The organism is Glaciimonas sp. GNP009, from assembly GCF_054343755.1.
Genome location: NZ_JBTGUV010000004.1, coordinates 4,964,543 through 4,984,840 on the forward strand (window position 1 = coordinate 4,964,543; position 20,298 = coordinate 4,984,840).

Here is a 20,298-nt window from a genome sequence, read left to right on the forward strand (position 1 = left end):
ATACCTATAGATTGCATAGCACTCCTGATTGTATTATTTATAGAACTTCTAAGAAACATGCCTCAATATTTACATTGCATCTACGGGGGGATGTTCAACGGGAAGATTCTGGGTGCAAGAAATAAGCGTAAAGAGAAGTATGGTGTTGCCAGCGGCCAGGCCGTGAACATCAGTGCTATTGGCTACACCGAATATTTATTGTAGTGGATGACACATTGCACGCACATCGACATAGGCACTGATTCAACCGTTACTGACGCGACAGCGATATCTCGCCAGCGCTCTCAAGTTTGGCTTATTACCCTTGCGTTTTTTTGTGTTCCTTGCCTTTCCGCCGCTTCCCAGCAGAAGTGGCTCCACCTCGCTGTCAATGCTATATTGCCGCACCAAACATTGCTCCTACCGATGATGTCACGCTCATAGCTAACACGCTCCAGAACGTGACGCGGATCACGCCGGGGAGAATTTTCGCCCCACCCGTTTTTGCGGCCAGTCCGCCCAGAAAGGCAAGTGAAATCAACGCGGCAATTGCCACCGCCGGTATAAGATGCGCTTCAGGAACAATGACTGCGACCGTTAGCGGCAATATTGCTCCGACGATAAAACTGGATGCCGAAGCACATGCGGCCTGCAAAGGTCTGGCGATTGCGCCGGAAAATATACCTAGTTCATCACGCGCATGGGCGCCCAGCGCATCGTGTGCCATCAACTTCGCAGCTACTTGTTTCGCAAGGGGAAAATCGAGACCGCGCCCTACATAAATCGCGGTTAACTCCCGATGCTCGCTATCGAAATCGGCAGCAATTTCTGCGCTTTCTTCTGCCAAAGCAGCTTTTTCGGAATCAGCTTGTGAATGGACGGATACATATTCCCCTGTCGCCATGGCCATCGCACCGGCTGCCAGGCCGGTCACTCCGGTAATCAAAATACTGCCATGGGCGGCATGGGCTGCTGCGACACCCAGCACTAGACTTGCCGTGGAAATAATGCCGTCATTGGCCCCCAGAACTGCAGCGCGTAACCAGCCTATTTTTTCAATACTATGTCGTTCGTCATGCCGCATGATATTTTTCTCGTTAATGTTTTAATCAGGGACGTGGCGTGCAGATTGAGGATACCGGGCGCCAGCGGGCCTTATTTTATAGGGGCGCCTATTGAATGCCAACACAAGATACTGGGAATCATATTGGGAATGATTGCCGTTACACCGAGTGTTGCGATAGCGCAATCTTCCGCTCTTTATTGGCGGCAAACACGTGTCGTTTTTTTCGGTGGTGATCATTTCAGAATCGTACCCGCCTCAACAAAATAGGATCGTCAATGTGGTTGCCCATGATCCAGATCGGGAAAATTGGCATGGGTGTGGACTAATAAGAAAATAGACTGGATAGTTGAAAAAAATATCGCTTTAGCACACCAAATAAAAACTTACCACTGAACTATGTTGATTGTTGAATATGAGGTAATTTTTATCAAATCATATAATGATATTATATTAAAATATATAGTATAATTTATCTTAGTATAGTGTACAAACAGATTGGAAATACAGATGAAAAGTAATGGAGAAAGCATCGATATCCAAGCGATGCGACTGGCCGCCTTGCAAGCCAGTGGTTTGTTGAAAGCGCTGGCAAATCCCGATCGCTTGCTGTTGCTGTGCCAGTTAAGCCAGAGCGAGCACAGCGTGGGCGAACTCGAAACCTTGACCGCTATCTTGCAACCGACGTTGTCACAGCAACTCAGCGTGTTGCGCGAAGAAAGCTTGGTGAGTACCAGACGCGAGGGCAAACAGATTTTTTACAGTATTGCCAGCAAGCCCGCCATGGCCGTGATGCAGGTTTTATATGAACAATTTTGCGCCGCCAACGCAGGAGAGAGTAATGATTGACTGGGGCCACTTCACGCCATGGTCCGCGCTGGCCGGTGGACTATTGATCGGGCTCGCCGCCACGCTGTTTTTATTCTTCAACGGCCGTATTGCCGGTATCAGCGGCATCGTAGGCGGGCTATTGCGCCCGACCTCCGGCGACGTCGGCTGGCGTGTTGCCTTTCTCTCTGGCTTGATCGTTGCGCCCCTGATGTATCAAGGGATAGCCCCACTTCCCTTCGTTCAAATTGATGCCGATACGGCCACCCTGATCGTAGCCGGACTGCTGGTCGGACTCGGAACACGCTATGGTGCCGGTTGTACCAGCGGGCATGGCGTGTGCGGTTTATCGCGCCTGTCACCACGTTCAATGGTCGCCACTGTCCTGTTCATGCTGGCCGGTGGCATGACCGTGTTCATCCTTCGCCATTTGATCAATTAAGGAGCGCGGCATGCAACTAATGACAGCATTATTGAGTGGACTCATTTTTGGAATCGGCCTGATTATTTCTGGTATGACCGACCCGTCCAAGGTGATCGGTTTTCTGGATGTGAGCGGCAAATGGGATCCGTCGCTGGCAATGGTGATGGGAGGCGCGATTCTGGTAGGTCTGGTTGCATTTCGCTGCGCCCGCACGCGCACCAAGTCGCTCCTGGGCGCGCCGATGCGTCTGCCTACGGCGCGACAAATCGATCGTCGTCTGATCTTTGGTGCACTGGCATTTGGTGCCGGTTGGGGGCTGGCTGGCTACTGTCCTGGCCCTGTTTTAGTATCTTTGACGACCGGTTCGGGCAAGCCCTGGATTTTTACGTTGGCAATGTTGAGCGGCATGGTGATGTTTGAGATCATCGAACGTTACTCGGCGAACGTATCTAAAAAAACTGCCTGGAAAGGTTGATCGTTCCCTCGGCACATTTGCTTAACGATAATAAACAAAATGCGGGGGGACTTGAGCGTGCCCCATCTAAAACTTAAGTGTGCAAAAGGTAGTGTTTTCCTATTTTGCTAAATTGTCCATGCGTTGCTTTTCTTGAAGTAACACGATCATGGGGCAGGATACATTCCCCTTGCGAGCATCGCAGGCACTTACCACTATCGACAACACTGCTTCCATGCGGGCGAGGTCGGCCATCTTTTGACGCACATCCAGTAGTTTGTGCTCGGCTATTTGCCGCGCTTCCAGGCAGTGCGCACCGTCCTCAAGTCTGAGCAATTCTGCGATTTCATCCAGGCTAAAGCCCAGTCGCTGGGCCGACTTCACAAACCGTACCCGCGCTACATCTGCCTCGCCATACCGACGGATGCGGCCGTAAGGTTTGTCGGGCTCGGTCAATAAACGCTTGCGTTGATAAAAACGAATAGTTTCTACATTGACCCCGGCGGCTTTGGCGAATAAGCCGATCGTCAGATTGTCTGAAATAGTGTGCATAGCGATTGACTCCGTACTTGACTACGGTATTAAGGTTACGCTATTCGTGAACGTTTTAACAGGAACAACGCATGTCGACATCAAAAAACGGGCGCATCGCCCTCTTCACAGGTGGGGTCGCAGCCATCCTTGCCTCGACTTGCTGTCTGGGGCCATTGATCCTCATGCTGCTGGGATTCAGCGGCGTGTGGATCGGCAATTTGACCTTGCTTGAGCCTTACCGTCCGCTCTTCCTCGGCGTCGCCCTGGTGGCGATGATCGTCTCATGGAAAAAAATATTCCGCCCCGCCCTAGCGTGCGCGCCCGCTGATGTATGCGCAATACCGCAGGTAAGAAAAACCTACAAAGCTATTTTCTGGGTGGTCTCCGTGCTGACATTAATAGCGTTAGGTTTCCCGCTGATAGCGCCATTTTTCTATTAATCAGGAGTCTTCCATGACAAAACTATTTTCATCCCTCGCTTTGGCAGCTGCCATCATGGCCACTATTGCTCCGGTAAAGGCTGCCACCCGGACGGTGACATTATCGGTACCAGGCATGACCTGTAGCACCTGTCCGATTACCGTCAAGCACGCGATCTCGAAAGTGGCGGGCGTCACCAAGACAAAGATCATTTACGATCAGCGCGAAGCGATCGTCACATTCGACGATAGCAAAACCGAGGTCGAGACTCTGACCAAAGCGACTGCAAACGCCGGCTATCCATCGTCGCCGAAGAATACAAGGTGAAAAACTTCCCAACAATGACTTGCGCGGAAACGCAACACCTGCGAGGCGACGAAAATGACTTACCTAAAAATTCCGGTAGTGGTTTGCATATAGCCATTATCGGCAGCGGTGGCGCGGCCATGGCGGCGGCACTTAAAGCCGTCGATGAAGGCGCCCGAGTTACGTTGATTGAGCGTGGCATCATCGGAGGTACCTGCGTCAACAGCGGCTGCGTGCCATCCAAAATCCTGATCCGGGCTGCGCATATCGCCCATCTTCGCCGCATAAGCCCATTCGATGAAGGCATAGGGGCGACTAAACCCGTCATTGATCGCAGCAAGCTGGTAGCGCAGCAACAAGCTCTCGTGGATGCATTACGCGCTGCCAAATATGAGGGCATATTAGAGAGCAATCCAGCGATTGCCCTAGTGCGTGGTGAGGCACACTTCAACGGCGGTCAGAGTCTGATGGTGCGCTTGAATGACGGCGGTGAACGCGTCGTCGCGTTCGACCGCTGCCTGATTGCCACCGGCGCTAGTGCGCACGTTGCACCCATCACCGGCTTAAACGATACACCCTACTGGACCTCTTCCGAGGCCTTGATCAATGACAATATTCCCCACCGATTGGCCGTGATCGGTTCATCGGTGGTTGCGCTGGAATTGGCGCAAGCATTTGCCCGTCTGGGCAGCATAGTGACGCTACTTGCGCGCAGCACGCTGTTGTCGCGCGAAGACCCTGCCATCGGGGAAACCGTCACGGCCGCTTTTCGCGCCGAGAACATCACAGTGCTGGAACACACACAGGCCAGCCAGGTTCGCTATACGAATGGCGAGTTCACGCTTACCACGCCATACGGCGAAGTCACTGCAGACCAGCTATTGATCGCGACCGGACGCGCGCCCAATACCAGCAACCTAGGACTGGAAGCGGCGGGTGTTGCTGTTAAGGCAGACGGTACCATCATGATTGATCAGGGTATGCGCACCAGCGCAGAAAACATCTTCGCCGCCGGAGACTGCACTGACCAGCCACAATATGTCTATGTAGCAGCCGCAGCGGGTACCCGCGCAGCCATCAACATGACGGGTGGTACTGCCAGTCTTGATCTGAGCGCAATGCCAGCGGTCGTCTTCACCGATCCTCAGGTTGCCGCTGTGGGGCTGAGCGAGGCCGCAGCACACCTTATCGGGATTAACACTGAAAGTCGGATACTGACGCTTGATAATGTTCCGAGGGCACTGGTCAATTTCGCCACACGGGGGTTTATCAAGATGGTCGTTGACAGGCCTTCCGGCATTCTGATCGGGGTGCATATAGTGGCACCGGAAGCCGGTGAATTGATTCAGACTGCTGCAATGGCTATTCGGGCACGCTTGACGGTGCACGAGCTAGCCGATCAGTTGTTTCCGTACCTGACGATGGTAGAAGGATTAAAGCTTTGCGCTCAGACTTTTTTTAAAGACGTCAAGCAACTGTCTTGTTGCGCAGGGTGAAGCGAGGACAGTCTTCGTAGCATGCGAAATGGCACTTGCCGAATTGCCGGTATGGCCGAGGCCTGAAGAATGACCGTGGCAGCTGCATAATGCACCGCCGGGTCGGACCAATACTTGGATAGCGTCGTATCGACGCTATCGGTTACACAGCAAAATTAAAACTAATCACAATACTGCTTTACTTAAAAGCGCTAGTCAGGGTCTGACAATCAGTTGATGATGCGCATCAACGCCAATATCACCACGCAATTTTGCATGGGTTTTACCATCGGAATGGTAAATAACCAGCACAGCATTATCGTGCGTTAGTGGCAATGGCGAAATGATGGTGACATTGGCTTTGCCTTCGCCATCAGAGACAAATTTATTCGCGGTTCCATTGCCGTCAAGTGGTGTAAATCCGACTGGCTTCTGATCAAAATGGTTCTCGAATACGCTATAGACGCCGTGTGGAAATAGGTGCGTCAAAATTAACGTAATTTTTTGTGTTCCATTCGGCATGTTGGTCAGGACAACGTCACCCTGCGCGGCTAGCCAGGCCCCCAGTGTCATGTCCAATGACTTGCCCATGGCGTTCATGATCGGTAGCTCGGGCATATCGGAAATCAATGCGTTGCGCACCCCGGCAATATGCTCGATACCTTGTGGGCCGGTTGCTGCAGGGGCCGTCGGCGCCGCAACAAACACCTGCGGGTCCAGAGGAGTTTTTTGTTTGGTTTCACTGGAAAAAAAAGCGGCATGGGTCTGCAAGGGCAATATTCGTGAGATGTCGTCTGCTCGTGCAGTCAGACTGGTCAATGTCGCTAATGCGAGAATACTAAAGCCAACGGTTTTTTTTATTTCTGTTGAAAAAAATCGAATCATTGTGGTCCTTGTTTCCAATAGTTTGAAGCCGTTTCGCTTGCCACCTTCGGCAATCAAGCAACCCGTGGATTTTTACGCGTTATAAGCGACCAGGGCCACTATCTCATGCCGCGGAAAGGTACGCACGCGGTCACGCCTAAAACGCCTCACCGTGAGGCGAATCGCGTTTGATCATCGCTATTAGTGGAGCATGATCTAACTCCGGTTCTGTGCCACAAACGTACAAAATTCCGGAAACGCCGTTAAATCGTAGCCCATTTTTTTGGCTTCCAGCATGGTCTGCTCGCCATTCCAGCCATGCTGCTCAGCCCTGCTCAGGGAGAGTATTAACGCTGCACGCGCACCGCTCACGCAATGCAGCAAAAATGGACCCTCGTTATTTTTTAGTGCATCAGTCAGGTCCCTGATCTGGCTAGCGTTCGGGGCTGTTTTATTGACTGGAATATTGACGTACGACAGATGATGGTTTGTGGTGAGTATCTCGTTCGAGGTAGTAGTCTCGGAGGGCTCCCGAAAATCAATAATCGTGCGAATCCCTTGCTGCCTGGCGTCCTGCAGATCTTGATCGTTCGGCTGCGGGCCTATATAAATTTCGTTGTCGACTAGTTTAAAGGTACTCATAATGGTCCTCTTTGGTGGGTTAAATAGCTCGCGCCGGAGAAGAGTAGATCATTGACACGATAGTAGAGTGAAGTCCTTGGAACTTCACGATCTGCAAGGAAGGCTTCAAGCAATGGCCTAGTCTGCCGATGAGAACAATTTACACGCCAATGTCGTTCGGTATCCACCAACATTGGATCGTGATCAATAGCTAACTATCTTACAGCAGACGTGCGTGTAACGCATCTTACGCCTCGTACGCAAGCTTGCAAAACTCTGCGTTTTTTTCAGGTTGATTCGGCGTCCATCTTGCAATAACAATACAAGAACTGTTGCGTCGTCCCGAATGGTGTTTGATGTACTTCCACGCCACTTTCCACTAATCGGAAACGTGCACCGAATTGATCATGGAGTGCTTCGCTGTCATAGCGAACGATATCAAGTCCGCTGCACGTTTCCGGGCCTTCCGGTCCGAAGGTCGCGACGATGACTGTGCCGCCCGGTTTCATCGCCGCCATGACCTGACGCACATACGCAACACGTTGCTCGGGCCGGGTCAGAAAATGGAAGACAGCGCGATCATGCCACACATCATAAAATTGTTGCGGCAATGCAATCTGCGTAATATCACCGACCAGCCATGCTACGTTATCCGCAGCTTTTCCCAAACGCTGCCGAGATACATCAATGGCAGTCTGTGAGATGTCCAGCACACTGATATTGCGATAGCCATTTGCCAGCAAGTCATCTACCAGGGTGGCTTCGCCGCCACCCACATCAATAATCTGCACCGCGGAGCCGATTGCTGCACGTTGAATCAATTCCAAGGATTTTTCAAGATGTGGACGGTACCAGCTTACCTCATCAGATGATTTCGTCTTGTAAATTGCATCCCAATAAAGTTGTTCATCCATATCAATTTGCAGAACTCTTAATATTTTTAATTACGAATACACGGTAAGGCCCGGCCAATTAACCGTTGGCGTTGCTGCTTATAATGCCTGCTTTCGATACGCTGCGTTTATTTAGTCGGAGGCTTTGCGGGCGTCGCAGAAATCGGTGCGATGCTCGTGAGGCCGGATAAATACACCGCCAGGGTTTCAATATCGTTTTCCGACAGAGCCTGGGCGGCTGAGGTCATGACGCCGTCCATATCGTAACGGGTACTGGCGTGAAAACTTATCAGTTGCGCTTTGATATAGTCGTAATGTTGTCCGGCCAGCCGAGGTATGTGCTGTTGGCCGCCCAAATCCCGCGCGTGGCACGCAATGCAATGATTCTGTTGCGTCAACGCCGCCCCGGCGCTAATTTGTTGCTCGGTCAATACTGCCGTCGGCTGTTCCTGCTTCTGACTCGAAAAGTAGGTCGCCAGCTCGTTCAGATCGGCATTACTAAGCCCTGATGCCATTGGTGACATCAGGTCATTTTTACGTTTGCCTTCGCGGAACATATAAAGCGCAGCAACCAGGAACTGCTTGGGTTGTCCGGCCAGATTCGGAATGGCAGCAATGTGCGAATTACCGCCAACCCCGTGGCAACTGGCACAGACTTGCGCTTTTGGAGGAACAGCGATATCCTGCGCCGCCGTCGTGCCACTGCTTATCGCCAGCATGCACCCCGCCAACCACGCGGCGCGCATCCATCGCTTTTGACGGAGCCGCTTCACTACAGCACCCGACGTGGGTCGCCTGCATAAGTCAGATTTCATGTGTGAAGTCTCATTTCTTTGTGACAGTTGCGATGCATCAAATGTTAAAACCTCAACCTGGAATCGTTATTTACCGACGTAACTGACTCGATATACAACGCCGTTATAGTCGTCGGAAACCAGAAGTGCACCATCATTCATGACAAGCACGTCAACTGGACGACCCCACATCGGTGGATCGGCACGCGCATCGGTCATGAATCCGTCAAGAAAAACTTCCTTTACAAGATGGCCCTTGGCGTCGGTGTGCACGCGGTCTACTCGGTAGCCTTGTTTTTCTTCCCTGTTCCACGAGCCGTGCAGCGCGATAAACATGTCGTTACGATACGCCGCAGGAAAACTTTTACCCGTATAGAAACGCATTCCCAAAGGTGCTACGTGCGCGCCCAACAACATCGACGGTGGAGTAAATTCGGCGCATGAACGGTTCTTGCCATAGATCGGATCGAGGATCGTTCCCTGGTGGCAGAACGGAAAGCCAAAATGTTGTCCCACTTTGGTCACAGTTTCGAGAACGTCTTCCGGTCCTTGGTTACCCATCCAGTCGCGTGCATTGGAAGTAAACCAAAGCTTTTTCGTACGCGGATTAAACGCCATACCGACGCTATTACGCACACCGTGCGCGACATCTTCCACGACGCCCGTTTTTGGATCAACCCGCAGGATTGCTGCCTGTATATAACTCGGCATAGTAATATTCTGCGGCGAACCAATATTGAAATATATTTTACCGTCCGGGCCTGTCGTCAGAACTTTCCAGAAGTGCCCTGGTTGCTCCGGCAGGCCATCGACGATTACCCGAGGCGCCGGAGGATTATCGAGATTGTCCTCGATCCCAGCATAGGCAACGATGCGTTCGCGTTCAGCTACGTACAGAGTGCCGTCGGCAAACGCCAGTCCATTCGGTGAGTTCAGTCCTTTAAGGATGGTTTTTACTTCACGCTTTCCGTCATGGTCGATTACGGCGTACACATTGCTTAGCCCGCGATTGCTGACGAAAACGGTCCCTTTACTACCAAGCGCAAGCGAACGTGCGTCCGGAATTCCATCCGCCCAAACCTCAACTTTGAAGCCGGGTGGCACTTTTAGTTTTTCGATCGGAAGCTCGCTGGCACTGCGTCCGATCAAGATTGTCGCGATCGGATGTAAAGTTGAATTTGCTAGATCCGCTGACATACCTTGTGTCCATGCAGGCGCTACTGCCGGAGCAGGCGATGTCTGCGCAAAGACGGCAGTCCCGACACTTGTGAGTAACGAGACTAATAATAATTTATTACGAATTTTCATGTCTTCCTCCTGGGTAATGCTGGTTTTTTATAAGTACTTTTATTCTTTGCACACGGACAACCATTGCTATGGTGGGAACGACATCCATTATTATTCATTACATAACAATACCTTGCGGCACTATTATTAAGATAATACCATGTCAGTATACTGATAAGTACCGATAATTACTGACGAAAATAGGAGTTTAAAAAGTCGGTTTGACTGGGATTTGGAATTAATGAACTTGACGCTCTGTTGTCACCGCGGGTGAGTAAAGCGCCAAAGAGATCGTGTGTCATGCACATGATTCGAAAAGGATAGATGATCGTCACAGCAGAAAATATGATGTCGTTTACCCACCAGTCTTATGCTTTGGCGGGATAAATCCATTCGGTTTGAAGCTGGATCAAAAAACTGTCGGCAGTCCGATTTGTCTCTGGTAATGTGACCGAACCATTGCTCACGAAGGGTGGGATGATCGATCCCCTCCTCCTCCTGTTGAACGTGAATGTTTTAAGGCCCTCAAACGATCGGGGTCATCCATCAATATGATCCTGTCGTCATAGCGTGCGGGGTGGTCGACTGATTGTGCACTTGACTTCTACTCGCCTCCGTCGTCGTCCGCAGGCAAGCTCATACTGCGGCACCCTCGCCAGCCAGGCGCAGGATCTGCACGTGCAAGGCATCGGCAATGGTGATGCCGTTCCGAACGGCTGCGTTGGCCAGGTCACGGCGCCGCTCGCCTGGGATACGTACGCCTTCGTCTTCCAACATCATGTCGATCAGGCGTTCGGTGCGACTAAAATATGTGTCTGAGCCAGCCAGTGTACCGGGGTCAATCGCCAAAAATAATTGACCCAGGCGCGGTTGATTGCCTGTATCAACGAAGAAAGAATCAGCTTCGAAACCAAAGGCAGCGCCGGTCAGTGCGCAGGCCAGCAATTCTACTGTGAGTGCCAGCATCGCTCCCTTAACGCCTCCCACCGGCAGCATGCTGCCTTCCAGCGCTGCCCTGGCGTCGGTGGTCGGCTGCCCTGCTTTGTTGAGCGCCCAGCCCAGCGGGATTGGCTTGCCCTCTTTTGCCGCCAGCATGATCTTGCCACGCGCCGCCTCGCTCAGCGCCAGATCGATGACTAAGGGTGCTTTGTCGCGACGCGGAAACACTGCCGCAATCGGATTGGTACCGAACAGCGGCGTCTTGCCGCCCCAGGCTGGCATCGCGGCAGGCGAATTGCTGAAGGCAAGTCCAACCAGCCCAGCCTTGCCGAGTGGCTCCAGATGCACCGCAGCGGCACCGAAGTGATTGCTATTGGTGACGCCGACACAGCCGATACCGAATTCGCCGGCGCGGGCGATGACGGTGTTGATGGCCATAGCGCAAGCTTCGTATGCCATCCCGCTGTGCGCGTCGATGAGGCAACTGCCACCCTTAGAGCGCACAATTTCCGGCACTGCATCACGGTTGGTCCTGCCATTGCCGAGGAAAGTCGCATATTGCGGCACGCGCGAGACACCGTGCGAACCCAGACCCTGGGCTTCGGCCGATACCAATGCCCGTGCGGCGGCGCCAGCTGCAGTCGGGGTGGCACCAGAGCATTCGAGAGCGCGTGTCACAAGGCAGTTTAGTTCAGAAATCGAAAGCGTCGCCATGATAATAGATCCTTTTAGCGAAAAAGTGCACGGCACGACAGACGCATAGTGTCGATTGGCCGCACTAAATTTGTTTCAGAGTGACTGCTTCTGGCGCAAGTAATTGCCCACCAGTGTAGCGATTACTGCGCTGACCCGGGTATTCGATTCCTCCGTGACGCCGGCAATATGCGGCGTGAGGATCAGGTTCGGCGCATCGGCTAGCGGCGTGTCGGCGGCCAGTGGTTCCTGCATAAACACGTCGATCGCCGCACCACCCAGGTTGCTGGCGTGCAATGCCTGTGCCAGCGCCGACTCGTCAACGATACCGCCGCGCGAGGTGTTGATCAGGATCGATGTTTTTTTCATCTTCGCCAATGCCGTAGCGTTGATCAGATTACGGGTCTGGTCCACCAGTGGTACGTGCAACGAGACAATGTCGGCAACCCGCAGCAGGTCGTCTATGCGGGTGCAGGCAACGCCTGTTGCAGCCCATACTGGCGCCTTTGGGCCAAACATCGGGTCGTACGCAATTACATGCACGCCCAGCGCCTGCGCCAACCGTGCGGTCAATTGACCGATGCCGCCAAAACCAATCAGACCGAGGGTCTTGCCGGACAGCTCGCGACCATTCGACAAGGCTGCGCGCGGCCACTTGCCAGCAGCGGTTTCGGCGCTGCGGGTATAGGCCTGGCGCAGCAAGGCCATGGCCGTTCCGATCACATATTCGGCGACTGCGCGGGCATTTGCGCCAGTTGCAGGAATGACTTCGATGCCACGTGCTGCACATGCTGCGACATCGATATTGTCAAGCCCCACACCCAACCGACCCACTACTTTTAGGTTCGGTGCTGCGGCGAGTAACGCCGCATCGACCTTGGTTCTGTTGCGTACGATTAAGGCATCCACCTGTTCCAGCTGCGCCAGCAGATCGGCGCGCTGGTCGACCAGCGTCGGTAAGTAGCACGTATCAAAGGCAGCGCGCAGGACGTCGACGGCCGCATCATCCATGAATTCAGTAATGACGATTTTCATAAGCTCTCCTGCCGTCGCGTTACTATTCTGAGTGTTCAATTCTGCATCCCCCACTTTTCGACGGTGCGCTGCTCAATGATACGGAAAATGAAGTTTTCCACGAACAGGCCGATCAGGATCACCGTCAACAGCCCGGCGAAAACACTGGGGATTTCCAGCTGATTCTTGTTTTCGTAAATAAACCAGCCAAGCCCACCGCTACCGGAACTCACACCAAACACCAGCTCGGCGGCAATCAGCGTACGCCAGGCAAACGCCCAGCCGATTTTCAGCCCGGTCAAGATGCTGGGGAACGCAGCCGGAATCAGGATTGCAAAGACGTACGGCAAGCCGCGCAGGCCATAATTTTTGCCGACCATGCGCAGGGTCTGACTTACCGACTGGAAACCCGAATGGGTGTTCAATGCCACCGCCCACAGGACTGAGTGGATTAATACGAACACCAGACTGCCGGTACCCAGGCCGAACCACAGCAACGATAACGGCAGCAAGGCAATGGCCGGCAGCGGGTTGAACATCGAGGTAAGCGTCTCGAGAACATCGCGGCCTATGCGGGAGGTAATGGCAAACACCGTTAGCAGGGCCGCTAGTGCAAGACCGGCGGCATAACCGATCAACAACACCTTGATTGAAAACAGGCACTTGCCGATCAAGCCACCACTAACGATGCCGGCCACCAGGGCCACGATCACCGAGGAAAACGTCGGGAACAGCAACGGGTTGTTCAGCCAGCGCCCATAGATTTCCCAGATCACCGCCAACAAGACCAGGATTGCAATCTTGCGCAGGCTACCTTTGTTATAAAGTTTCTCCCAGGATGTCAGCGGTTTTTGCACCACTCCGAATTCGGTGCTCGGCGCCTTTACCGCAAAATATTCGGCACGCTCGATGTTCGGGCGCAGCGAAACCTCGGCACGATGGATGTCGGACACGTCAGACATGGGACACCTCTTCTGGCTCGACCGGCTCAGAGAACAGCATGCCGTTGATACGGTCGGTCAGGCGCTCACCGTTGGCATCGATAGTATCTTCCCCTGTACTATTGAGTTCAGCCGTCACCTGACCGGGGTGTGGCGACAGCAACAGAATGCGATTGCCGATCTTGACCGCCTCGGCAATAGAATGTGTCACGAACAGCACCGTGAACCTTGTATCGTCCCACAGATGTAACAATTCATCCTGCATTTTTTTGCGCGTCAATGCGTCCAGCGCGGCGTACGGCTCATCCATCAACAGAATGTCAGGTTCCATCGCCATGCCGCGTGCAATCGCCACCCGCTGCTTCATGCCGCCCGAGAGCATGTGTGGGTAGTGATCACAGAATTTGGTGAGATTGACTTTCTCGATATATTGCATGGCCTTTTCTGCGGCCGCCTTGCCTTTCAGTTTGCCACTGGCCAGCAACGGAAACATGACATTCTGCTTGACCGTTTTCCAGGGCGGTAACTGATCGAACTCCTGGAATACCATCATACGGTCCGGCCCCGGCCTGGTGATGATCTTGTCATGCAGACGCATCTCGCCTTCGGTCGGCGTCATATACCCACCGACCGCCTTGAGCAACGTCGACTTGCCGCACCCGGATGGGCCCAGCAGGACGAAACGATCGGATTGATAGACCTTGAAGTCGACACGATAGGTAGCAGTGACCAGATGTTCTTTGGTCTTGTATTGCAAGGTTACCCCGCGGACGTCGAGCAAGGGTTGCGGCAAAGTGTTCATTGTCATTCCTCTTTATAACCAACCTGACGGCATGGTGCGCACATCTGCGTGCGCCTGATGCCGATCTGTGCCGGCTATCCTGTCAATTCTCCGTATTGGGTTCGACTTCATTGAAGCCGGGCCTGCCTTGCCTGTCGCACATGGCAGCCCATTTGTATCCCGCTGTCTGCGCAGCTTTACGAAGATCCCGCGGCGCCAGATCAGGCGCTTTCGTATAGCCGGGTCAGAACGAATTCGCGATGGCCAAGTGCCTCGGCATCGGTCAAACGACCATTCGAGGTCGCCAGCATCATTTCCAGCAGCTTGTCTCCAGTCTGGTCGAGCGTCTGTTCGCGTTGCAGCAGCCCCGAGCAATCAACGTCAATATGCTCGCCCATCAGCCGTACGGTTCGTGGATTGGCACAAATCTTGATCACTGGCAGGATCGGATTGCCGATCACGTTGCCCTGGCCCGTAGGAAACAGGTGCACCACAAAACCGGAAGCGGCGCATAGAGTCACCATCTCGGCTGCAGCCGACGAGGAATCCATGAACCAGAGTCCGGAATGGGTCGGCATTTCCGCCTTGTCGAGGACGCCATCGACCGTACAATGCTTGCCGATCTTCTGAATATTGCCCATCGCTTTTTCTTCGATAGTCGTCAGGCCGCCGGCGATGTTGCCTTTGGTCGGCTGCGAGTCCGACAGGTCGGAGGTCTTGTGGCGGTTGATCATGTCTTGGTAGCGGTCAAACATAAACATGAATTGCTTGCGCACCGCGTCATTGGCGCAGCGCGCCGCCAGGACGGTTTCGCCACCGGTGATTTCCGAGGTTTCGCCGAACACCAGCGTTGAGCCGAGAGCATGCAATTTATCGAAAGCATTGCCGACTGTCGGGTTGGCACCGCAACCAGAAGTGGTATCACTCTCGCCGCACTTGGTCGATACCCACAGCTCGCTGATGGGACACACCTCACGCTGTTTTTCGGATGCCCACTGGACGAACTCACGCGCTTTTTTTGAAGCATTCATGATCGTTTCATGATCGCCATGCCCTTCGATGCCGAAGCCGATCACCGGCTTACCGGTCGCTGCAATACCATCCACTACTTTCTTGGTCCAACTGTCTTCAATACCAATCACGACCACGGCAGCGACGTTCGGATTGGACCCGGTGCCAATCAGGGTACGAAAATGTAGATCCAGGTCCGCGCCAAATTGGAGCCTGCCATACGGATGAGGAATCGCCATCGTGCCCTTGATGTTGTGAGCCACGGCTTCACAAGCAGCATTCGACAGATCGTCGAGCGGCAGGATGATGACGTGATTACGGACGCCGACGCGGCCGTTTTCGCGGCGAAAGCCAAGGAATGTGCTGTCTTTGCTGATCATGATCTGAACCTCAGGAATTGAATGGAAGAAAAGGAATAAGGCTGAGGGGCACAAGCCCTGTTTGCAGCCTGCGAGACGGCTGCCTCGCGAAGATTTACCAGCGCTTGGTCTTGATGTTATGCACGTGGGCGTGCTCGCCGACCTTGGCGGCGACTATCACTTTGCCGATATCGACGCCATACTTGAAAACCGTATCGCCCACTTCCATCGGCTTCATCGCTACCTTATGACCCATCGGTATATCTTGTAGCGCCTTGACGGTGATGGTACGGTCGTCATCCATGATCCAGGCGGTTAGTTCGGTACCAGCCTTAATGCCCTCCACCACTGCTACAGCAACGGAGTCCTTTGCATCGTGCAAAACAACGTGAATCATTTTTAGCTCCTCGGTTTGGAAAATACGTGTTCGCATCACTGGCGAATTCAGAAAGCTTAGGCGCTAATTTCTGCGAGGTCAACTATATGACCTATATGATTTAATATTTATTTCAAAAAAATAGTGTTCGGGTTCGCTTGATCCTGCAAGTGCGACGAATCAGTACTTACAGCGCACCATCGGGGCCGGAGTCGACTGCAGCATGACGTTAAGGCAGGCCGGCTTGCCAGACGCCGCGGCACGTTCCAGCGCCGGCACCAGAGCGGCCAGCGTGGCCACGTATTCGCCATGCCCGCCCAGTGCCTGCGCGACCTTTTCGTAACGCGTTGGCAGCAGATCGCAACCCAGAGTGCGGGCAGCGCCGTAATTACGTACCTGAATCTGGTACTCCGCATTCCAGCGCGCATCGTTGCCGACCACAACGATCACCGACAATCCATGGCGCACGGCAGTGTCGAATTCGGCCATGTGAAAACCGAAGGTACCGTCCCCCATTACCGCCAGCACCGGTTGCTCCGGATTAGCAGCCTTGGCCGCCAGTGCAAACGGTAGCGATGGCCCGATTGCACCGGCTACGCCGTTGATCAAACGTCGCTCTACCTGCACGGTCGCTTGCGGCCACTGACCAATTTCACCACCATCGCAGACCAGTGTGGTGCGCGGATGGCGGTCAATGAAGGCCTGCAGCGCACGCCCAAGCGCCACCGGATGCACCGGTTGATCGTCAGCAAATTGCATAGCGCGCCATTGCGGTGGCCGGTATGCGATCAGAGCACTGGCATCAACCAGCCAGTCATTGTCAGGCGCTGCGGCCACGCCGCATGCATGGGCCGACCGACCAGAATGCACAGCCCGCTTGAGCAGCGCGAGCATGGCATCGGCTGGCGCTGCCAGGGTAGCGAGCAACATACGCTTCTGGAGCAAGCCAGCAGCGCGGTCGAGCAGCGCCCTCTCGGGATCGATCACGATCCAGTGACAAAGCGCATCAATAGCTGGCGCCTGACCGAAGCACAACGTAAAGTCGAGCGGCTTGCCTAGCAAGACAATCAGGCTGGCCTGGGCGACTACCTGGGCATACGCACCGAGGCCAGGATCGTTTATGCCGCGCGGACTTTCCATGCCCACCACGGGTGCGCCCGTGCGCCGCGACAGTTCCTGCATCGACGTCCGACCCGCCACACTGCAGAAGGTCGGTCCGCATACAATCAGCGGACCGGCTGCCGCTGCGACATGCATCAGTACCAGATCGGCGACTGCGTCTGACAGTGGGGTAACCAGACGCTCCGCATCGTCCATGCCAGGCCACAGATTGTCGGCAAGCGGCACTGCCTGTTCCAGCAGGTCGACCGGCAGGCTCAGATGTACCGGGCCCGGCCGTCCACTGCGTGCAATTTGCATGGCGCGCGCCAGATCGTGACCGAACGCCGCTGCACTCTGCACGGTCCACGACGCTTTGGTGAGCTCCCTGCAAAATTCAGCCTGGCGCATTTCCTGGAACGCGCCCTTGCCAAGTTCGTTCAGACCTGCGTGGCCGGACAGCAGGATCACAGGTGACTCTGCGGCCAGCGCGGTGGCCAGGGCGGCAGTCCCATTGGCATGACCCTGGCCGCCGGTGACAAGTGCAATACCGACTTCCCCGGTCAGTCGCGCGTAGGCGTCTGCCATGTGAACGCAGGCCGCCTCATGGCGAACATGGATCAGGTCGATTGCCGTATCAACGAGGGCATCATAGACCGGCATGATGTGATTGCCCGATAGGGAAAATATTTTCTCGACGCCAAAACGCTCTAACGTACGTACCAGAAGATCGGCACCGCGAATCGTCTCATTTGGCATGGCTGCAGGCTTTCCGTTAAACGTGTCCAGATCTGGGCGCTAGGTGATCGCGTGGCTGTCGTCAAGTATGGTTTCGCCCGGCCTGACTCGCACGAACTCGACCGGCGTGCGCGACACGATGAGTTGGCCATCAATCTGGCGCACCACGGTGAAGGTAGAACCAGGCAAGTCTTTGGTTTCCGGATAGTCTTCCCGAAAGTGCGCGCCGCGCGAATCCTCCCGCGCCAGCGCCGCCGTCACCACCACCTTGCTCACGGCAATCAGGCTTTTCAGATTTAACCAGTCATGCCAGGTCATGTTAAAGGCAAGGTCATCGTCGTCAACGCCGATCTGCGACAGTTCGATATCGAGTCGCTCGAGCGTTTGCATGCCGTGCTCCAGACCTGCCGCAGTGCGCAGGATACCGGCGTCTTCCCACATGCAGTCGTAAAGCGCTTCGCGGATCGCTTCCAGATTCCCGGCCGGGAGTCCGAGCGGCAGGCGATGCATTGCCATTGCCTGCTCCAGTGCAACTTCGTCAGCGGGCCGCAGACTATCGTTAGTCTGCACCCAGGCCGCCATGGTGTCGCCAGCAATGCCGCCGAAGACGGTCGAATTAGCCACTCCGTTGCCGCCCAGCCGATTGGCGCCATGCACGCCGCCAGTATCTTCGCCGGCTGCGAACAGACCCGTCAGCGAAGTGCTGCAATCGGGCCGGAAGATCACACCGCCCATCATGTAATGAGCGGTCGGCACCACTTCTACCAAACCGCCGGCCAGATCAAAGCCGCAATCACTGCAACGCTCGACCATGCCCTTGAACTGCTTGCGCACCTTGTCTGGTCCCAGGTGCGCCATCTGGATATAGACGCCGCCATTGGGCGAGGTACGCCCTGCCCGCATTTCGGCATAAATCGCGCGCGAGACGATGTCCCGGGTTGCGCGCTCGCCGCGCGAATCATAGGCGTGCATGAATCGCTGTTGTTCGCCGTTGAGCAGATAACCGCCAGCGCCGCGCAGACCTTCTTCCAGAACCGTGCCCGTCATCCGGGTGTGGGTACCGGCCAGCAGTCCGGTAGGATGGAATTGCACCATCTCCATGTCGCGTAAGGCCAAGCCGGCGCGCAAGGCCATGGCCAGCCCATCGCAGCTCTTTTCACCGGATGGGGTGTGGAATTTGTACATCGTCGGGCCACCACCGGTGGCCAGCAAAACGGCCTTGGATTGCACGAACACGAACTCGCCATCACGCATGTCGATCATCAATACACCTGCCAAAGCACTCCCATCGGGTGTCCTGATGAACTCAACGGCGCGGTGTTCTTCCAGGCGATTGATGCCACGCGCCCAGACCTGCTCGGCCAGACGGTTGATGATCTCGATGCCGGTCAGGTCACCCTTGTGTACGGTGCGGTCAAAAGTCTGGCCGGCAAATGCCTTTTGATGCACAGTACCGTCGGGATTACGGTCAAAGAAGCACCCCAGTTCATTTTCCAGCTCATGAATCCGCTCGACCGCTTTGGTTACCAGAGTCCAGGCCAGTTCCTGGTCAGACAGCCACTTGCTGCCTTCGACGGTGTCCATGAAATGCCGCTCGACCGAATCGCCCTTCGCCAGCGCCACGTTGTAGCCGCCCTGGACCATGCGGGTACATCCCGATTTGCCGAGCAAGCCTTTGACCGCCACTGTGATATGCAAATCTGGATCGGCCTGATGCGCGTGCAGAGCTGCAAAGAGGCCAGCACCGCCGGTGCCAAGGATGAGGATATCGGTTTCCAGTCGCCTGATGTTCATGACGTTTGCACGCCAAGGCTTGCCAGCACCGCTGCACGACGGGATTGGGCCTCATGGTTGACGGCGTCATACAGACTGCCGCCATGACTGTCCATCGCCACCAGCAGCGGGCCGAAATTTTTGATTTGAAATTTCCAGAGAGACTCAGGATTCAGGTCGTCCATGTCCACTTCCTCAATCTGGGTAATCCAGGTGGTTTCCAATGCCGCCGTGCCACCAATGATGGCCAGATAGGCACCGCCGATTTCCTTGAATGCCGCCAATGAGCCAGCGCGCATGCCGCCCTTGCCAATGATGATGCGCACGCCGTTCTGTCGCATCAAGGGCTCGGTAAAGCGCTCCATGCGGTCCGAGGTAGTTGTGCCAATACAGATCGGCATGTAGCCAGCAGGGTAATCGGCGCTTGGCTCGACTTTTTTGACGTTCGGTGCAGTGTGGATCACGGCATGGCCGTTCAAATTGAAGCGGGTGGCGCGGCCATGGTCGAACATCTGGATCTGGGTTGCGTCGCGAATCCCGTAAAGCGTCTGGTGCAGCGTCACGGTATCGTTGATGCGTAATTGCCGGGCCTGCGCTTCGCTAACCGGCATGGTGAGTTCATAATGGGCCATG

The 20,298-nt window shown here is 54.6% G+C and carries 21 protein-coding genes and 1 pseudogene; 6 read left to right on the forward strand and 16 right to left on the reverse strand.

What is annotated here, in order from left to right; genetic code table 11:
• Positions 1–373 precede the first annotated feature (373 nt).
• The gene (locus tag ACXX82_RS22835; RefSeq protein WP_322238651.1) at positions 374–1,063 is read right to left on the reverse strand and encodes a VIT1/CCC1 transporter family protein; all 690 of its coding nucleotides are present in this window, start codon (positions 1,061–1,063) and stop codon (positions 374–376) included.
• A gap of 489 nt (positions 1,064–1,552) precedes the next feature.
• On the opposite strand from ACXX82_RS22835, the gene ACXX82_RS22840 reads away from it, so the two are divergent.
• The 3 genes from ACXX82_RS22840 to ACXX82_RS22850 are packed head-to-tail and all read left to right on the forward strand — an operon-like array spanning position 1,553 to position 2,769.
• Positions 1,553–1,891: a metalloregulator ArsR/SmtB family transcription factor gene (locus ACXX82_RS22840; RefSeq protein ID WP_322238653.1), complete on the forward strand. Its 339-nt coding sequence runs from the start codon at positions 1,553–1,555 to the stop codon at positions 1,889–1,891.
• Complete coding sequence (locus ACXX82_RS22845; protein WP_322238655.1) at positions 1,884–2,312, forward strand: YeeE/YedE family protein; 429 nt, start codon at positions 1,884–1,886, stop codon at positions 2,310–2,312. Before ACXX82_RS22840 ends, ACXX82_RS22845 begins: the two co-directional genes overlap by 8 nt.
• A 10-nt stretch (positions 2,313–2,322) precedes the next feature.
• Complete coding sequence (locus ACXX82_RS22850) at positions 2,323–2,769, forward strand: YeeE/YedE family protein (RefSeq protein WP_322238657.1); 447 nt, start codon at positions 2,323–2,325, stop codon at positions 2,767–2,769.
• 99 nt (positions 2,770–2,868) lie between these two features.
• Here ACXX82_RS22850 and merR read toward each other — a convergent pair whose 3' ends face one another.
• Complete coding sequence (merR, locus tag ACXX82_RS22855; protein WP_323507068.1) at positions 2,869–3,300, reverse strand: mercury resistance transcriptional regulator MerR; 432 nt, start codon at positions 3,298–3,300, stop codon at positions 2,869–2,871.
• Between the two features lie 71 nt (positions 3,301–3,371).
• On the opposite strand from merR, the gene merT reads away from it, so the two are divergent.
• From merT to merA, 3 genes and pseudogenes are all read left to right on the forward strand, one after another.
• Positions 3,372–3,722, forward strand: a complete 351-nt coding sequence (gene merT, locus ACXX82_RS22860) for a mercuric ion transporter MerT (RefSeq protein ID WP_322238661.1) — start codon at positions 3,372–3,374, stop codon at positions 3,720–3,722.
• Positions 3,723–3,735: 13 nt separating this feature from the next.
• Complete coding sequence (merP, locus tag ACXX82_RS22865; RefSeq protein WP_322238663.1) at positions 3,736–4,029, forward strand: mercury resistance system periplasmic binding protein MerP; 294 nt, start codon at positions 3,736–3,738, stop codon at positions 4,027–4,029.
• Between the two features lie 89 nt (positions 4,030–4,118).
• Positions 4,119–5,504 (forward strand): annotated as a pseudogene (merA, locus tag ACXX82_RS22870) (mercury(II) reductase); the annotation flags it as partial.
• Between the two features lie 195 nt (positions 5,505–5,699).
• Here the strand turns inward: merA and ACXX82_RS22875 are convergent.
• The 14 genes from ACXX82_RS22875 to ACXX82_RS22940 all read right to left on the reverse strand — a co-directional run bounded on the left by ACXX82_RS22875 (position 5,700) and on the right by ACXX82_RS22940 (position 20,297).
• Complete coding sequence (locus ACXX82_RS22875; RefSeq protein ID WP_322238665.1) at positions 5,700–6,368, reverse strand: hypothetical protein; 669 nt, start codon at positions 6,366–6,368, stop codon at positions 5,700–5,702.
• 195 nt (positions 6,369–6,563) lie between these two features.
• On the reverse strand, positions 6,564–6,989 hold the full coding sequence (locus ACXX82_RS22880) for a protein tyrosine phosphatase family protein (RefSeq protein WP_458563765.1): 426 nt from the start codon (positions 6,987–6,989) through the stop codon (positions 6,564–6,566).
• Positions 6,990–7,255: 266 nt separating this feature from the next.
• Entirely contained in the window at positions 7,256–7,882 is a 627-nt protein-coding gene (locus tag ACXX82_RS22885; protein WP_322238669.1) for a class I SAM-dependent methyltransferase, read from the reverse strand.
• Between the two features lie 107 nt (positions 7,883–7,989).
• Positions 7,990–8,676 carry a c-type cytochrome gene (locus ACXX82_RS22890; RefSeq protein ID WP_323507069.1) on the reverse strand — a complete coding sequence of 229 codons (687 nt, stop codon included), beginning with the start codon at positions 8,674–8,676 and terminating at the stop codon, positions 7,990–7,992.
• 66 nt (positions 8,677–8,742) lie between these two features.
• Entirely contained in the window at positions 8,743–9,963 is a 1,221-nt protein-coding gene (locus tag ACXX82_RS22895; RefSeq protein ID WP_322238672.1) for a PQQ-dependent sugar dehydrogenase, read from the reverse strand.
• Positions 9,964–10,578: 615 nt separating this feature from the next.
• Entirely contained in the window at positions 10,579–11,595 is a 1,017-nt protein-coding gene (locus ACXX82_RS22900; protein ID WP_458563766.1) for an Ldh family oxidoreductase, read from the reverse strand.
• Between the two features lie 75 nt (positions 11,596–11,670).
• Entirely contained in the window at positions 11,671–12,609 is a 939-nt protein-coding gene (locus ACXX82_RS22905; RefSeq protein WP_323507071.1) for a hydroxyacid dehydrogenase, read from the reverse strand.
• A 35-nt stretch (positions 12,610–12,644) separates the two neighbouring features.
• Positions 12,645–13,550: an ABC transporter permease gene (locus tag ACXX82_RS22910; protein ID WP_323507072.1), complete on the reverse strand. Its 906-nt coding sequence runs from the start codon at positions 13,548–13,550 to the stop codon at positions 12,645–12,647.
• Positions 13,543–14,331, reverse strand: coding sequence for an ABC transporter ATP-binding protein (locus ACXX82_RS22915; protein WP_322238680.1), 789 nt, complete (start codon positions 14,329–14,331; stop codon positions 13,543–13,545). The genes ACXX82_RS22910 and ACXX82_RS22915 overlap by 8 nt, the downstream gene beginning before the upstream one ends.
• A 200-nt stretch (positions 14,332–14,531) precedes the next feature.
• Positions 14,532–15,701 carry a UxaA family hydrolase gene (locus ACXX82_RS22920; protein ID WP_322238682.1) on the reverse strand — a complete coding sequence of 390 codons (1,170 nt, stop codon included), beginning with the start codon at positions 15,699–15,701 and terminating at the stop codon, positions 14,532–14,534.
• Positions 15,702–15,795: 94 nt separating this feature from the next.
• Positions 15,796–16,077: a UxaA family hydrolase gene (locus tag ACXX82_RS22925; protein ID WP_322238683.1), complete on the reverse strand. Its 282-nt coding sequence runs from the start codon at positions 16,075–16,077 to the stop codon at positions 15,796–15,798.
• Positions 16,078–16,236: 159 nt separating this feature from the next.
• The gene (locus ACXX82_RS22930) at positions 16,237–17,913 is read right to left on the reverse strand and encodes a thiamine pyrophosphate-binding protein (RefSeq protein ID WP_323507073.1); all 1,677 of its coding nucleotides are present in this window, start codon (positions 17,911–17,913) and stop codon (positions 16,237–16,239) included.
• 39 nt (positions 17,914–17,952) lie between these two features.
• A complete protein-coding gene (locus ACXX82_RS22935; protein ID WP_458563767.1) occupies positions 17,953–19,686 on the reverse strand; it encodes an L-aspartate oxidase in 1,734 nt (577 codons plus the stop codon).
• Complete coding sequence (locus tag ACXX82_RS22940; RefSeq protein ID WP_322238690.1) at positions 19,683–20,297, reverse strand: fumarate hydratase C-terminal domain-containing protein; 615 nt, start codon at positions 20,295–20,297, stop codon at positions 19,683–19,685. The genes ACXX82_RS22935 and ACXX82_RS22940 overlap by 4 nt, the downstream gene beginning before the upstream one ends.
• Position 20,298 lies beyond the last annotated feature (1 nt).

Coding starts and splice junctions, on each gene's coding strand:
- ACXX82_RS22875 (WP_322238665.1), bottom strand. CDS start 6,368: ATGATTCGATTTTTTTCAACAGAAATAAAAAAAACCGTTGGCTTTAGT.
- ACXX82_RS22925 (WP_322238683.1), bottom strand. CDS start 16,077: ATGATTCACGTTGTTTTGCACGATGCAAAGGACTCCGTTGCTGTAGCA.
- ACXX82_RS22840 (WP_322238653.1), top strand. CDS start 1,553: ATGAAAAGTAATGGAGAAAGCATCGATATCCAAGCGATGCGACTGGCC.
- ACXX82_RS22845 (WP_322238655.1), top strand. CDS start 1,884: ATGATTGACTGGGGCCACTTCACGCCATGGTCCGCGCTGGCCGGTGGA.
- ACXX82_RS22935 (WP_458563767.1), bottom strand. CDS start 19,686: ATGAACATCAGGCGACTGGAAACCGATATCCTCATCCTTGGCACCGGC.
- merT (WP_322238661.1), top strand. CDS start 3,372: ATGTCGACATCAAAAAACGGGCGCATCGCCCTCTTCACAGGTGGGGTC.
- ACXX82_RS22880 (WP_458563765.1), bottom strand. CDS start 6,989: ATGAGTACCTTTAAACTAGTCGACAACGAAATTTATATAGGCCCGCAG.
- ACXX82_RS22900 (WP_458563766.1), bottom strand. CDS start 11,595: ATGGCGACGCTTTCGATTTCTGAACTAAACTGCCTTGTGACACGCGCT.
- ACXX82_RS22895 (WP_322238672.1), bottom strand. CDS start 9,963: ATGAAAATTCGTAATAAATTATTATTAGTCTCGTTACTCACAAGTGTC.
- ACXX82_RS22940 (WP_322238690.1), bottom strand. CDS start 20,297: ATGGCCCATTATGAACTCACCATGCCGGTTAGCGAAGCGCAGGCCCGG.
- ACXX82_RS22890 (WP_323507069.1), bottom strand. CDS start 8,676: ATGAAATCTGACTTATGCAGGCGACCCACGTCGGGTGCTGTAGTGAAG.
- merR (WP_323507068.1), bottom strand. CDS start 3,300: ATGCACACTATTTCAGACAATCTGACGATCGGCTTATTCGCCAAAGCC.
- ACXX82_RS22910 (WP_323507072.1), bottom strand. CDS start 13,550: ATGTCTGACGTGTCCGACATCCATCGTGCCGAGGTTTCGCTGCGCCCG.
- merP (WP_322238663.1), top strand. CDS start 3,736: ATGACAAAACTATTTTCATCCCTCGCTTTGGCAGCTGCCATCATGGCC.
- ACXX82_RS22835 (WP_322238651.1), bottom strand. CDS start 1,063: ATGCGGCATGACGAACGACATAGTATTGAAAAAATAGGCTGGTTACGC.
- ACXX82_RS22930 (WP_323507073.1), bottom strand. CDS start 17,913: ATGCCAAATGAGACGATTCGCGGTGCCGATCTTCTGGTACGTACGTTA.
- ACXX82_RS22920 (WP_322238682.1), bottom strand. CDS start 15,701: ATGATCAGCAAAGACAGCACATTCCTTGGCTTTCGCCGCGAAAACGGC.
- ACXX82_RS22885 (WP_322238669.1), bottom strand. CDS start 7,882: ATGGATGAACAACTTTATTGGGATGCAATTTACAAGACGAAATCATCT.
- ACXX82_RS22905 (WP_323507071.1), bottom strand. CDS start 12,609: ATGAAAATCGTCATTACTGAATTCATGGATGATGCGGCCGTCGACGTC.
- ACXX82_RS22850 (WP_322238657.1), top strand. CDS start 2,323: ATGCAACTAATGACAGCATTATTGAGTGGACTCATTTTTGGAATCGGC.
- ACXX82_RS22915 (WP_322238680.1), bottom strand. CDS start 14,331: ATGAACACTTTGCCGCAACCCTTGCTCGACGTCCGCGGGGTAACCTTG.